This is a genomic window from Neoluteolibacter marinus, assembly GCF_014904755.1.
Classification (GTDB): Bacteria; Verrucomicrobiota; Verrucomicrobiia; order Verrucomicrobiales; family Akkermansiaceae; genus Haloferula; species Haloferula marina.
In genome coordinates, this window is record NZ_JACZFQ010000123.1 from 1 (window position 1) to 13573 (window position 13573).

Annotated in this window: 11 protein-coding genes; 4 read left to right on the forward strand and 7 right to left on the reverse strand. The window is 66.4% G+C overall.

Annotated elements, in window-relative coordinates:
* Positions 1-1038: sensor histidine kinase (locus tag IG178_RS22840; RefSeq protein WP_193214910.1), on the reverse strand; the 1038-nt coding region annotated here is incomplete at its 3' end.
* The gene (locus IG178_RS22845; protein WP_193214911.1) at positions 1035-1718 is read right to left on the reverse strand and encodes a response regulator transcription factor; all 684 of its coding nucleotides are present in this window, start codon (positions 1716-1718) and stop codon (positions 1035-1037) included. The genes IG178_RS22845 and IG178_RS22840, both read right to left, overlap by 4 nt.
* A gap of 235 nt (positions 1719-1953) precedes the next feature.
* Here IG178_RS22845 and IG178_RS22850 point away from each other — a divergent pair, with 235 nt between their 5' ends.
* Positions 1954-3540 (forward strand): peptide chain release factor 3, encoded by a 1587-nt coding sequence (locus IG178_RS22850; RefSeq protein ID WP_193214912.1) that lies wholly within the window; start codon positions 1954-1956, stop codon positions 3538-3540.
* Between the two features lie 210 nt (positions 3541-3750).
* Here the strand turns inward: IG178_RS22850 and gmk are convergent, their stop codons facing one another.
* Together gmk and IG178_RS22860 are read right to left on the reverse strand one after the other, a co-directional pair.
* The gene (gmk, locus tag IG178_RS22855) at positions 3751-4347 is read right to left on the reverse strand and encodes a guanylate kinase (RefSeq protein WP_193214913.1); all 597 of its coding nucleotides are present in this window, start codon (positions 4345-4347) and stop codon (positions 3751-3753) included.
* Positions 4348-4364: 17 nt separating this feature from the next.
* Positions 4365-6482 carry a M3 family metallopeptidase gene (locus IG178_RS22860; protein ID WP_193214914.1) on the reverse strand — a complete coding sequence of 706 codons (2118 nt, stop codon included), beginning with the start codon at positions 6480-6482 and terminating at the stop codon, positions 4365-4367.
* 151 nt (positions 6483-6633) lie between these two features.
* Between IG178_RS22860 and IG178_RS22865 the strand changes: the two genes are divergently transcribed.
* Genes IG178_RS22865 through IG178_RS22875 form a run of 3 tightly spaced genes read left to right on the forward strand, consistent with a single transcriptional unit; the run spans position 6634 to position 9985 of the window.
* Positions 6634-7239 carry an NUDIX hydrolase gene (locus IG178_RS22865; protein WP_343226034.1) on the forward strand — a complete coding sequence of 202 codons (606 nt, stop codon included), beginning with the start codon at positions 6634-6636 and terminating at the stop codon, positions 7237-7239.
* A 51-nt stretch (positions 7240-7290) separates the two neighbouring features.
* Complete coding sequence (gene recJ / locus IG178_RS22870) at positions 7291-8988, forward strand: single-stranded-DNA-specific exonuclease RecJ (RefSeq protein ID WP_193214916.1); 1698 nt, start codon at positions 7291-7293, stop codon at positions 8986-8988.
* A 13-nt stretch (positions 8989-9001) separates the two neighbouring features.
* Positions 9002-9985 carry a hypothetical protein gene (locus IG178_RS22875; RefSeq protein ID WP_193214917.1) on the forward strand — a complete coding sequence of 328 codons (984 nt, stop codon included), beginning with the start codon at positions 9002-9004 and terminating at the stop codon, positions 9983-9985.
* A 2-nt stretch (positions 9986-9987) separates the two neighbouring features.
* Here the strand turns inward: IG178_RS22875 and IG178_RS22880 are convergent, their stop codons facing one another.
* The 3 genes from IG178_RS22880 to IG178_RS22890 form a co-directional block, all read right to left on the reverse strand.
* Entirely contained in the window at positions 9988-10635 is a 648-nt protein-coding gene (locus IG178_RS22880; protein WP_193214918.1) for an NAD(P)H-dependent oxidoreductase, read from the reverse strand.
* A gap of 155 nt (positions 10636-10790) precedes the next feature.
* Positions 10791-11252, reverse strand: coding sequence for an aminoacyl-tRNA deacylase (locus IG178_RS22885; protein WP_193214919.1), 462 nt, complete (start codon positions 11250-11252; stop codon positions 10791-10793).
* Positions 11253-11825: 573 nt separating this feature from the next.
* Positions 11826-13553 carry a DUF885 family protein gene (locus IG178_RS22890; RefSeq protein WP_226895701.1) on the reverse strand — a complete coding sequence of 576 codons (1728 nt, stop codon included), beginning with the start codon at positions 13551-13553 and terminating at the stop codon, positions 11826-11828.
* Positions 13554-13573: the final 20 nt, after the last annotated feature.

Genomic DNA, 13573 nt, shown 5'->3' on the forward strand with positions numbered 1-13573 from the left:
CATCGAGACCGCGCCGCGGTCGGCGGTCACGGGCAGCCGGTCGGGGAGCGTCTCCACCACGCGGAGATCCTTGTCGACGGCGAGTGTTCCCAGATCATCCGCGGCGGCCGAAATCAGCGGCACCAGGTCGAGGGGGACCGGGTGCAGGGCGAGCCGGCCGGCATCTGCCTGCGACAGCATCAGCAGGTCGTCGGTCAAGGCGGTGAGCCGGCGGGTTTGCTGGAGCAGCACCGAGATCTCCTCCTGTTGGGCCGTCGTGATGCCGGGCTCGCGGGAAAGATGATCGAGCCCGGCGCGGAGCACGGCGATCGGGGTCTTGAGCTGGTGGGAGGCATCTGCGGAGAAGCGCGTCGCCGCCTGGTAAGACGCCTGCAGCCGGTCGAAGCTGCGGTTCAACACGCGGGCCAGGCGGCCGATCTCGTCGTCGTGCAGCGGCTGCGGCAGTCGCTCGCCGGGGGCATGGACGCTGATCCTTTCCGCCGCTTCGCCCAGTGCGGCCACCGGCGCGACGGCCTTTCGCGCCGTCAACAGCCCGCCGGTGAAGGCGATCAAGCCGGCCGCCGGCAGGGCGATGAGGAGGCCCTTGACGAGCACCTGCTGGTAATCGGTGACCGGGGCCAGATCCGTGCCCAGTTTCACGAAGTAGGGCCCTTGCTGCCAGGCGCCGACGCGGTAGGACTGGCCGTCGTGGTGGATGTCGCGCGTTTCCCCGGCGGCAAGGTCATCGGGGAGATGGAGCGAGCCGCCCGACCGGTAGACGATTTGGGAATCGGTACCCTGGACCTCGACCGACATGCGCTGCAGCGCCAGCGGGAGATTGCGCGGTTCCAGGTCGTGGCTGGGATCCACCGGGGCGTCGCGGAAATTGACCAGATCCCAGATCAACTCGTCCGCGCCGTCTTTCATCATCCGGTCGACCTGCAGCACCTGGTGATGGCGGACGCTGGGGATCAGGATCGCCGCCACCGCCACCAGGCAAACGATGGTCACCAGGCCGGAATAGAGGCCGACCCGGAGATGCAGCGAGTTCCACTTCATTCGGCGCGGTGCAGCACATAGCCGACCCCCCGCACCGTGCCAATCACCGACTCGGTGCCCGGCTGGTCGAGCTTCTTGCGCAGGCGCATGATGAAGATCTCCACGGTGCGGGTGTCGTACTCGTGCTCGCGCGCCCAGATCCGTTCGCAGATCTCATCGCGGGTGAAGGTCCGGCCGGGCTCCTGCATGAAAATCTGCAGGACCTCGAACTCGCGGGGCGAGAGCTCCACCTTGTCCTCGCCGAGGACCACCCGGCGTTTCGCGGCGTCCATGCACAGGCTGCCGTTCCTCAGCACCGACTCCCGCACCTCCGCCGCGCCCGCGGTCCGGCGGCCGAGCACCTCGACCCGCGCGAGCAGTTCCTCGAGCGCGAAAGGTTTGGTCAGGTAGTCGTCGGCGCCGGCCTTGAGCCCCGCGACCCGGTCGCCGATCTCGGAGCGGGCGGTGAGCATCATCACCCTCACCGGCAGACCCGCCTTGCGCACCCGGTCGAGCAGTTCAAACCCATCGAATCCCGGCAGATTCACGTCCAGCAGCAGCAGGTCGAAGTGATGCGCGGTGGCCGCGTCGAGGCCGGCGGGCCCGTCGGCCGCGGTGGTCACGACGTGGCCGGCCTTGGTCAGCGCCCGGCTGACCTGGTTGGCGAGCTGGGGTTCGTCTTCAACGAGCAGGATGTCCATGGATGCGTGTCGTCTACGTTCCGGGGGAGGCGGGGAATTGCCGTTTTTTGCAGGATCGCCGCCCACCGATGAGAAATGGATGAGAACGAACCGCTTCCTGCCCAAAAGCCCAGAATCCCTTGTTTCCGCAAGATCGCCTTCCGTAACCGTTTGGTAAGAAAGGACGGCGGCGAGGCCGGGCGACCGATGAATCCTTGGCTCCGCTCCCGCCGCGTGCTTCCCTCCGCCCGCCACCGTGTCCCATCCGTCTTCCATCCGCCGCACCCTCGCCATCATCTCCCACCCGGATGCCGGGAAAACCACGCTCACCGAGAAGTTCCTGCTCTACGGCGGCGCCATCGACCTGGCCGGCAGCGTGACCTCGCGCCGCGACCGCCGCGGCACGGCGTCGGACTGGATGGAACTGGAAAAGCAACGCGGGATCTCGATCTCCTCGACCGTCCTGCAGTTCAGCTACGGCGGCTTCAACGTCAACCTGCTCGACACCCCGGGCCACGAGGACTTCTCGGAAGACACCTACCGCGTGCTGACCGCGGTCGACGCCGTGATCATGGTCGTCGACGCCGGCAAGGGCGTCGAGGCGCGGACCCGCAAGCTCTTCGAGATCTGCCGCCTGCGCGGGATCCCGATTTTCACCTTCATCAACAAGCTCGACCGACCGACCCGGCCGCCGATCGAGCTGATCGACGAGATCGAGAGCGTGCTCGGCATCGCCTCGCACCCGATGAACTGGCCGCTGGGCGACGGACCGCGCTTCCGCGGGCTGATCCAGCGCCGCGACGGGCAGCTGAACCTGTTCGAGAAAACCAAGGCCGGTGCCTACCGCGCGCCGGTATCGGTGGTCGGCTTGACCGACCCGGCGGTGCGCGAGCACGTCGACGGCGATCTGGTTGACAAGGCGATCGAGGAAATGGAGCTGCTCGACATCGCCGGCGCGCCCTTCGACCAGGAGCGGGTGCTGGCGGGCGAGCTGACGCCGGTGTTCTTTGGTTCGGCGGCGAACAATTTCGGCATCCAGCTGCTGCTCGACGGCTTCCTGGCAATGGCTCCGCAGCCGGCTGGCCGCAAGTCGGGCGAGACCATGATCGAGCCCGAGGACAAGCGCTTCAGTGCCTTCGTCTTCAAGATCCAGGCCAACATGAACCCGAAGCACCGCGACCGCATGGCCTTCATCCGCGTGGTCTCCGGCAAGTTCGAGCGCGACATGCAGGTGTGGCACGGCTCGGCGGCGAAGCAGATCCGCCTGTCGAATTCGCAGCGCCTTTTCGCCCAGGAGCGGGAGATCGTCGAGGAAGCCTTCGCCGGCGACGTGGTCGGCCTGGTGGGCAACCAGCCTTTCGAGATCGGCGACACGCTGACCTCCGACAACTCGATCAAGTTCGACGAGATCCCGATCTTCCCGCCGGAGTGCTTTGCCACGATCCGCGGCCGCAGCACCGGCACCGCCAAGCGTTTCCGCGCCGGCCTCGACCAGCTGGTGCGCGAGGGCGTGACCCAGCTTTTCGAAACCGGGATGGGTGGCAGCGCGCTGCTGGGGGCGATCGGGCCGCTGCAGTTCGAGGTGCTCAAGCACCGGATGGAGAACGAATACGGTGCCGAAGTGGTGGTTGAATCCTGCCCGTGGTCGATCGTCCGCTGGCTGATGAAAGACGGCCAACCGGTCACCGGAGTGAACCCGCCGACCGACGACATGCCGGGTGGCAGTGCCTTGGCGCGCGACGCCGCCGGCCATTGGGTGGTGCTCGCCGAAGCGGAATGGGCCTTGCGCAGCTTCAAGCGCTACCACGAGGAGTGGGAGCTGGCGGAGCGGCTGGTGAAGTGACGGGCCAGTTCGGGCTGGCCGATGAGGGGCTTCGCCTTCTGTCCAAGCCGGATGAATCCGGCGCTCCCTTGAATGCTCGGCGGAGCGCCGACTTTAGTCGGCTTGGACGGGAGAGTGATATGTTCCACGGGAGTTCCACGGAATAAGGCTATCGGATGAGAAGCTGTTCCACGGGTGTTTCACAAACGGCCCGTATTTGAGGAGCCCGTCTTACCCAGCCACCAACCTCGCCACCCGCATCCGCTCGCCGAAGAGGAGGGACTTGAAGCGCGCGTAGTCATTCTCCGGCGCACCGGAAAGCAGGCGGTAGCGGTACTCCGGCCAGTGGCGCATTTCGTCGATGGCGTTGCGCAGGCGCAGTTCGATGACCTCGTCGCTGTCGGTGCCGCGGCCGCGCAGGCGGCGGGCTAGTTCGTCTTCATCCGGCGGCATGACGAAGAGGTCGACCAGCGCCTTGCGGATCGCCGGGTCGGCGCAGGCGCGGACCTGGGCGGCACCCTGGACGTCGATGTCCATCACCACATCGGTGCCTTCCTCCAGACGTTCGAGCACCTCGCTGCGCAGGGTGCCGTAGTGGTTGCCGTGGACCAGGGCGTGCTCGAGGAAATCCCCGGCGGCGACGCGCTGCTGGAATTCATCGACGGTGAGGAAGTAGTACTCCCGGCCGTGGGTCTCGCCGAAGCGCGGTTGGCGGGTGGTGCAGGAGATCGAGAACTCCGCCTCGCCTTCGGCGGCGAGGCGGCGGCAGAGCGTCGATTTCCCCGAGCCCGAGGGCCCCGAGACGAGGTAGAGGATGCCGGTGCGCATGTGGGGCCGGCAATGGATCACGCCAATGCCGGTTCGGCCAGCCCGGAGCGGATCAACAGGGGATCCAATGCGGCATCGCGGCCCATGAAGCGGCGGTAGAGCTCGTCGACCGGGGCCGAGTTGCCCTTCGACAGGATGTGCTCGCGGAAGGCGGCGCCGGTGGTCGGGTCGATCACACCATTCTCCTGGAATCGGGTGAAGGCGTCGGCATCGAGGACTTCGGCCCACTTGTAGGAGTAGTAGCCGGCGGCGTAGCCGGTGGCCGAGCTGAACAGGTGGCCGAAACGCCGCGCCATGCTCGGGGTCTCGGTTTTCAGCGGCACGCGGTAGGACTCGAGGATCTCGCGGTCGACGGCATCGAGGTCCTTGCCGAGGTAGCGGTCGAGGTGGATGTGGAGTTCCAGGTCGAGCTTGCCGAAGGCCAGCTGGCGCATGAAGGCGGTCGCGCTGAGATAGTTCTTCGCCGCGATCATGCGGTCGAAGAGCTCGTCGGGGATCGGCTCGCCGGTCTCGTGATGGCGGGCGAAGAGGTCGAGCGACTGGCGGTCCCAGCAGAAGTTCTCCATGATCTGCGAAGGCAGCTCGACGAAGTCCCACGGGACGTTGGTGCCGGCGAGCGAGCGCACGGCGACGTCACTCAGCAGCCCGTGGAGCAGGTGGCCGAACTCGTGGAAGATGGTCTCGACCTCGCCGTGGGTCAGCAGGGCGGGCTTGCCGTCGACCGGCGGCGTCATGTTGCCGGTGATCAGGCCGAGGTGGGGCTCGCGGGCCTTGCCGTCGCCGCCCGGGTGGCCGGTGAAGAGGCAGTTCATCCAGGCACCGCCGCGCTTCGACTCGCGCGGGTGCCAGTCGGCGTAGAACGACCCGAGGTGCGCGCCGGTGGCGCTGTCGCTGAGGTCGTAGAATTTCACCTCGGGGTGCCAGACCTCGATCGCATCGGCCGGCGCGTCGGCGGGCCGTTGGCCGCGCTCGTAGTAGACCGATTCCCGCTCCTTCAGGGTGATCCCGAACAGCTTCGAGCAGAGGTCGAACATGCCGCTCATCACGCGGTCGACCGGGAAATAGGGCCGCAGCACCTCGTCATCGAGATCGTATTCCTCCTGTCGCCGGCGTTCCGACCAGTAGGCGAACTCCCAGGGTTCGAGGCCGTCGACGGGGGCTTCGGTGACGCGGGCCTTGTAGTCGCAAAGCTCGCGGTACTCGGTGTTGAAGGCACCCTGGATGCGGTCGTGGAGGTCTTCGACGAAGCCGAGCGCATTCTCGCCGGAGCGGGCCATCCGCCGTTGCAGGGTGAGGTCGGCGAAATGGGCGTTGCCGAGCAGCCCGGCCTTTTCTTTCCGCAGCTCGAGGATCTTCCAGACCAGCGGGGTGTTGTCCTTGTCGCCGTTCGAGGCGACCTGGGTCGAGGCTTCCCAGACCTGGCGGCGGATGCCGTCGTCGTCGAGGTGCTGCATCACCGGGAACATCGACGGCATCTGCAGCGTGAAGCGCCACGCCGGCTTGTCGTCGGTGGCCAGCTCCTTGGCATTGGCGTTGGCCAGGGCGGCGGCCTTGGCCGAGGCCGGCAGGCCGGCGAGCTTGGCCTCGTCGGTGATGACCAGGTCCCAGGCGTTGGTCGAGTCGAGGACGTGCTCGGAGTAGAGCTTGGTGACCTTGGAAAGTTCGGCCTCGAGGGCGGCCACCCGGGACTTCTTGTCCGGCGGGAGGTCGGCACCGGACTGGACGAAGTCGAGCATCGTCTCCTCGATGAAGCGCTGCTGGACCGGCGGCAGATCCTTGACCGCGGCGGATTCCCCGAAGGCCTTCAGGACGGCCCACAGGCGGTCGTTGAGGGGGATCGACGCGTAGTGCTCGGACACTTCCGGCAGCATCGCGTTGAGGGCGGCGCGCTGGGCGGGCTCGTCGCAGACCGAGTCGAGGTGCTGCAGGCGGCCCCACCCGAGGGAGAGCAGGTCGTTGGCTTCCTCGAAGGCCGCGTAGGTGTTTTCGTAGGTCGCGGTGTCTGGCGTGACCTGGCAGACCGCCTCGATGCGCTCGCGGGCGATTTCCAGGGCGTGCCGGATGTCGGGCTCGACCGCCTCGGGGACGAGCGTGGACCAGCGGACGTGAAAGGTTTCATCGAGAAACGGGTGCATGCGGAGTTGGTAGGCGAAGGAAATTGTGCTGAAAATGAAGAAAGTGGTCTTTCGGGTGGTCCCCCGGCTGACCCGGCGGTCCGCGGCTCCGGATCCGGTCCATCGAAATGGCCATCGACAAGCCGTCCGGGTTCCCCCGCAATCGTACGCCGTGAACCGTGATCTGCTGGCGATCAGCCGCGAACTGAAGTCGATGGCCGAGGCCGGCCTGCGCTATTCGGAGGGTCCCTACGACCTGGAACGCTACCGGCGCTTGCACGAAATCGCGTCCGAACTCCTGACCGGCGAGGCACGGGAGTTCCGCTGGCCGGTCGAATTCGGCTATGCCACGCCGAAGGTGGACGTGCGGGCGGCGGTGATCGACGACGGCAAGATCCTGCTGGTCCGGGAGGCCGGCAGCGGCCAGTGGACGTTGCCGGGCGGCTGGGCGGACCTCAACGAGAGCCCGGCGGGAAATGCCGCCAAGGAAGTCCGGGAAGAGGCCGGCATCGAGGTCGAGGTGGTCAAACTGATCGCCTGCTGGGACAAGGACCGCCAGGGCCACCCGCGGCAGCCGGAACACGTCTACAAGCTGGTCTTCCTGTGCCGGCCGAACGGCACCGCGGACGTGGCCGGGGACGGTCACGAGACCGACGGGGCGGGATTTTTCGCGTCGGACGCGTTGCCGGAGCTTTGCCCCTTCCGGGCGGCCCCGCACTACGTGGAGCTGGCATTTGCCCACGTGGCGGACCCGGGCCTGCCAACCATGTTCGACTGACGTGGATGCGGGCTTGAGTGGCATGAACACCGCTCCTAGGGTGCGCGACCAATGCGAGCCCTCCCCGCCGACTGGATCCTCTGCGGCGACCCTTTCCATGCCAATGGAAGCGGGGACGGCCACCCGTTTCCCGCCATCCTGGAACATTTGATCCGCCAGCGCGGGCTGCCGGTGGGGGAGAACCTCGAGAACTTCCTGCGGCCGAAGTTGCGGGATCTGGGCGATCCGTTCGAGATCAACGAGATGCACGAGGCCGTGGAGCGCATTCTCGCCGCCGTGGAGCGGAGCGAGAATGTCTGCATCTACGGCGACTACGACGTCGACGGGGTCACCTCGATCACCGTGATGCGCAAGCTGCTGCACGCCTACGGCCTGGAACCGCGGCATTTCATCCCCCGCCGCAGCAGCGAGGGCTACGGCCTCAGCGCCGCGGCACTGAAGCGCTGCATGGCCGAGGGCTCCAAGCCGGATCTGTTGATCGCGGTCGATTGCGGCACGGTGTCGGTCGATGAAATCGCCTCGCTGCGGGCGGAGGGCGTCGATGTGATCGTCGTGGATCACCACGAGCCGGGGCCGCGCGGCCGGCCGGACGTGATCGCCTTGGTCAATCCGAAGTCCGGCGGTGGCCCGACCTATCTCTGCGCCGCCGGCGTCTGCTTCAAGCTGGCCCACGCGATGATGAAGACGCGGCCGGCGGACGGTTTCGATCTCAAGGAGCTGCTCGACCTGGTGGCGGTCGCGACGATTGCCGACATCGTGCCGATGATCGGCGAAAACCGGCTGCTGGTCCGCCATGGTCTCAAGCGCTTGCCGCTGACCCTCAACCCCGGCCTGCGGGCACTGCAGGAAGTGACCGGCATGAACGGCAAGGCGACGTCGATGGACGTCGGCTTCCGGATCGGGCCGCGCCTCAACGCCGCCGGCCGGATGGACGTCCCCGAGGATGCGCTGGCCACCCTCTTGACCGACTGCAAGCGCCTCGCCCGCGACCTGGCGGAGCGGCTCGACGACTACAACAAGCGCCGGCAGGCGCATGAAAACCAGATCCGCAAGGAGGCGATGGAGATGCTCCAGGCAACCTTCGATCCGGAGCGCGATCCGGTGATCGTGCTCGGTTCACGCAGCTGGCACCCGGGGGTCGTCGGCATCGTCGCCTCGCGGCTGATGCGGCAGTTCCACAAGCCGACCTTCATCATCGCCATCGACGAGGCCGGCATCGGCAAGGGCAGCGGGCGCAGCATCGAAGGCGTCTCGCTGGTGCAGGCGATCAATGCCTGCCGCCACCATCTCGTCGCCGGTGGCGGCCACGACATGGCGGCCGGCCTTTCCATCGCGGAGGACAAGATCGAGGTGTTTCGCAAGGAGTTCGCGGAATTCGTGCTCAGCAACACCGCGCCCGAGCAACGCCAGCCGAAGCTGCGGGTGGATGCCGAGATCACCTTCGACCAGCTGTCGCTCGAGTTCCTCTCGGATTACGAGCTGCTCCAGCCCTTCGGAAACGGCAACCCGCAGCCGATTTTCATGGCGCGCGGCGTTCATCTCAGCCGGCCGCCGGTGCACATGAAAAACCATCACCTGCGGCTCAACCTGCGCCAGGGCTACCACGAGCAGGATGCGGTCTATTTCGGCGGCGGGGAGGTCGTCCTGCCGGATCCACCGTGGGACATCGCTTTCACCATCGACCGCAACACCTTCCGGGGCCGGACCAGCCTGCAGATCATCATGCAGGACGTGAGAGCCGCGGAATGAACGCCGCAAACCCATGAAACCCAAGTCCCCGTCTTCCCGTTTTGCCCTCATCGGCGCCGTTGTCAGCCTCGCCGCGTCGGCGATCCCGGGCCGGGCCGAGGAGATGGTGCGATACGTCCTGCTCCAAGTCCCGGCGAAGGAGGGCGCCTTGATTCACTCCCGCCTTGAGAAGGCGAAGCCGGAGGCGATGGACGAGATCCTGCAGCGGCCGGGGATCGGCATGCTGGGCGATTTCATGGAGGTCAACCCCTGGCGGGGCGAGACGGTCGAGATGTCGATGCCGATGGATCCGATCGAATTCGGCGGCGAGGTGGCCAAGGAGCGGGGGGTCAAGCTGGAGGTGGAAGGTGCCCGGATCGCCGCGAAGGGGGTCGTTGCCCGGCTCGCGGCGGAGGTCGATCTGCCGGAGGACAGCAAGGGCTACCGGAGTTTTCACAGCCATGGTTCAATTCCGGTCCGCCCCGGAACCTGGCGGGAGGATGCCCGCTGGGGCGATGGCAAAGAGACGCTGATGCTATGGCGTCTCGCCACCACGACCGCACCGGAAGACGAGGCTGCGGCGGGCGACCCGGTCGGCAAGGTCGAGATGCTCTGGTTCAAATTGCCGGAGGCAGACTTGGGGACGCTGGCCAAGTCGAAGCCGGAGACCCGCGACAAGGCCTTCGAGTGGCTCACCGGGCGCGGCGAACTCTGGAAGGAGTCCTCTTTCTGGGTCCGTGGCGGTGAACGGTCGGCCTGGATGATGGCGGAGGGGAAGTTGTCCCTGGCGAAGGACCAGGCCGTCGCCGACGAGAGCCGCGCCGGATTCGACGTCGAGATCCGGGTCGACGGCGACACCGTGAAGTTCGCCTGGAACATCTTCGCCAAGGAGCAAGGGAGCGACGACGAAGCCAAGACCAAGTTTGTCGCCACCGCGACCCCCGGCGTCTGGGAGTTCAGTGAAATCAAGGGCATCGACGGCGCCAACGTCGTGGCGTGGCGCTGTGCGATGGAGTAGCACTAAACCCGGTTGATCACCTTTTCGGTGGCGAAGCGGACTTTCGGCAGCGACGCGTATTTGTCGTCTTCCGAGCGATACCCGACGGTCGCCACGGCCAGCGCGGTCAGGCCCTTTTCCCCGAGTCCGAGGATGCGGTTGTATTCGGCCGGGACGATGCCTTCCATCGGGCAGGCGTCGATCCCCATCAGCGCGGCGGCCGTCAGCAGCACGCCGAGGGCGAGATACGGCTGGCGGGCGAGCCACTGGGCGCGGGCCTCGGGCGACTGGCCGTTGACGCTGCCGCTGACCATCTCGCGGAACGGGGCGAGCGATTCCACCGGCACCCCGCGGACCTCGCTGATGCGCTGCATGTAGGTCTCGATGTCGGCCTCGGTGTAGTCGGTCCGGGCCGTGAAGACCACCAGGTGCGAGGCGTCGGTGACCTGCGCCTGGCCCCACGACACGGCCTTCAGTTCCTCGCGGACCGCCGGATCCTCCACCACCACGAATCCCCAGGCCTGGAGCCCGAGGCTGGATGGCGAAAGCACCAGCGCCTCTTCCAGCGCGGCCCATTGATCCGCCGGGATCTTGCGGTCGGGGTCGAATTGTTTCGTCGCGTAGCGCCAGTTCAGCTGGTCGATCAATTGGGATCCGTCGATTGTTTTCATCGCCGGCAGGCTAGCCGGAAAAGGGACCTGCCGACCAATGCCGTGTCGTCAGTCTGAGCATGCACGCGCAATCATTGCCGGCGAAGCGCGATCATCCGCGCCCGCCTTTCCGGCGGCGATCACCGGTTTGCGGCGGCCGCCGCCGCGGCGTGGGTTCACACCGTGAAGCTGGCGACCCGCGGTTTGACGAGTCGCTGGTAATCGGACCAGTTCATCCGGATGACCTCCGTGTGGGAGCCGGCATTGAAGGCGATCTCCCCTTCCGCGGCCAGCCGCGGCGAGATGAAGGTCGTCATGTCGTAGAGGTTGCCGAACGGGGGCATGGCGCCGGCCTCGCAGTCGGGGAAGTGGCGCTTGAACTCGTCCTCGTGAGCCAGCCGCACGTCATCGGTGGCGGTCAGGTCACGGATGTCGTCGAGCCGCACCCGCTGGTTGGCGGGAACGACCGCCATCTCCAGGTTTCCATCCACCTCGACCATCACGGTCTTCGCCATGATCGCGCCGGGAATGTGGGCTGCCTGGGCCACCTCGGCGGCGGTGTAGGCGGGGGAGTGGATGATGGTGATGTATTTGACCTTGTTGCGGTCGAGATAGTCTTTGAGTGATTTCGCAATCATGGGAATCTCCTCGCTTTCGGTTGTGCCGGAGATACCGGAAGCACTCCGGCGGGTTGACCCGTGGGGCCGGCGGAATCGCGGGCCCCGGATTCAGCGGCAGCCGCCGGAGGGCGGGGCTGGAGCTGTGGACAAGAGGGTATTCAAGGGTTCAAGGCCGGCCATGGGCACCTCCTTTCGACGGGGTTTCCGCTACCCTTGATAGATACGCCCGGGCATCGCCCCGGTCAAACGGGAGCGGGTCGATTCCGCGGGAAAAAGAGTCGAAACGCATGCCTCGGCCGGCAGAACGAAGAACGCCTGTCCGGGTTGTCGGACAGGCGTTCGGGAAAGAAGCGAGCCGGGCGAAATTTGGGTTCCAAGTCACCGCTATCCTCTTTAGGCGCTCGCGATTTTGTCGACTTGCTTCGTCCGGCTCTGTGACAATATCTCGCTTCGGAAAAGCCCGGTGCAACTGGTTTTTTCAAGCCCTGGCCTCCCGCCGGAACCAGGCCGGCACCTGCCTGGCGACCTGCTGCCAGACGGCGTTTCCGGCGAGTCCGGCGGCAAGGGTTCCGCTGCGCATCCGGGACATGTCTATGGTTCGTAGAAGCGCCAGTTGGTGGCGAAGTCCTTTTCCAGCTCCTGGCTGCTCAGGCTGGCCCGGATCATTTCGATGGGGATCGCGTTTTCCAGCAGGACCGCGTCATGGAAGGCCTTGTCGCTCATCTTCCCCGATCCAGCCAGGTCGCGGTGGAGCGCCCGGAGCTGCAGGCCGCCCAGCATGTAGGCCGCTTGGTAGAGCGGGCCGTAGGATCCCTCCAGCGTGCGGCGCACCTCGGCGGTGGCGTTGCGGCGCTCGTGGCCGACCCGTTCGACCAGGTAGTCGATCGCCTCCCGGGCCGTCATGTCGCCAAGGTGATACCTGAGGGAAAAAATGATCCGGGCGCAGCGGTGGGAGCGCCAAAAGAGCATGCCGACCCGGTCTTCGGCGGAGCGCTGGAAGTCCAGGTCCCAGAGAAGCATTTCCCAATGCAAGGCCCAGCCCTCGATCAGGAAGGGGGTGCGGAACAGGGAGCGGTGGGTGTTGTAACGGCGCGCCATGTAGAGCTGCAAATGGTGGCCCGGAATCAGCTCGTGATGCACTGCCGCACGGCTGAAGTGAATGTTGTTGCCGCGCATCCCCATCAGCTTGTCCTCGTGGCTCATCGTGCTCGTCGGGTAGGCCACCGAGATCACCTCGCCACCGGTGAAGAAGGGCGTCTGCTTCTGCAGCTCGGGCGTCATCATTTCCATCCGCCAGGTTTCCTTGGCCAGGTCCGGGACGGTGACCAGGTCATGCTCCTCGACGAAGGCGATCGATTCATCGGCCAGCTGCTTGATCAAGGCGGGCTGCTCGCCGGGCTCGACATGCTTGCCGCTGACGTGCTCGAGCGCCTTGCTCCAGTCGCCGTTGAATCCGAGGTCGTCCGCGGCCCGCTTCATCTCGGCCTCGCACCAGGCGAACTCGCGGCCGGCGATGTCCAGCAGCTCCTCCGGCGTGTAGGGGATCATCGCCGCCCGCAGGTGGTGGATCAGCGCCTCGCGGCCGATCGGATCGCCGATGACCGGCGGGTCCTCGCCTTTCTTGTAGCCGGCGAGTTTTTCACGCAGGAACCAGGCGTAGTCCTCCAGCGATTGGTCGGCCTTGGCGTAGGGATCCTGCAGCCACCAGGTGAAGGCCGGGTGGTAGTCGGAGTAAAAGCGGTTCCAGTTCCGCAGCGCGCCGCGCAGTTGGTCGACCGTGCGGGCGGCCCGTTGTCCGATGACGGCTCCCGGGGCCTTGCCGGCCTTGAGTTGTTTCTCAAGATCCTCGCGGATCGCGTCGATCTGTCCCGGGATGGCCGCGACCAGGCGGGCGCTTTCGCGCGGCTCCTGGTGGCGCAGCAGCCGGCGGTCTTCTTCCAGGCGGATGATGGTTTCCGCGAAAGGCAGCAGGCCGGTGATCTCGGCGGACTTCGCGGCGTCGGCTGCCAGCTGGTCCTGCTCGAAGAGCAGATGGTTCCGCAGCAGGATCCAATCGATGCGGCCGCTGCTTCCCAGCGACCCGAAGTCGATCGCTGCCAGTTCTTCGAGTGTTTGGTCGTGAAAATTTCGCAAGCGGTCGCGGCGGGCGGGAGACATCTCCACGGCATAGAGTCGCTCAAGGGCGCCGCGGTCCTGGCTGAAGCGCTCGATCATCCCGGGCATCCCGGCGGCAGGCGCGGAGTTTTCCTGGGCTCCGGCAGCCTGCAGGTTCAGGCAGAGGATGATGAAGGCTGCGGCGCGGACAGGGAGCGGTTTCATGAACGCAAGGGTCCTAACCG

Coding starts and splice junctions, on each gene's coding strand:
- IG178_RS22845 (WP_193214911.1), bottom strand. CDS start 1,718: ATGGACATCCTGCTCGTTGAAGACGAACCCCAGCTCGCCAACCAGGTC.
- gmk (WP_193214913.1), bottom strand. CDS start 4,347: ATGCGCACCGGCATCCTCTACCTCGTCTCGGGGCCCTCGGGCTCGGGG.
- IG178_RS22860 (WP_193214914.1), bottom strand. CDS start 6,482: ATGCACCCGTTTCTCGATGAAACCTTTCACGTCCGCTGGTCCACGCTC.
- recJ (WP_193214916.1), top strand. CDS start 7,291: ATGCGAGCCCTCCCCGCCGACTGGATCCTCTGCGGCGACCCTTTCCAT.
- IG178_RS22875 (WP_193214917.1), top strand. CDS start 9,002: ATGAAACCCAAGTCCCCGTCTTCCCGTTTTGCCCTCATCGGCGCCGTT.
- IG178_RS22880 (WP_193214918.1), bottom strand. CDS start 10,635: ATGAAAACAATCGACGGATCCCAATTGATCGACCAGCTGAACTGGCGC.
- IG178_RS22885 (WP_193214919.1), bottom strand. CDS start 11,252: ATGATTGCGAAATCACTCAAAGACTATCTCGACCGCAACAAGGTCAAA.
- IG178_RS22890 (WP_226895701.1), bottom strand. CDS start 13,553: ATGAAACCGCTCCCTGTCCGCGCCGCAGCCTTCATCATCCTCTGCCTG.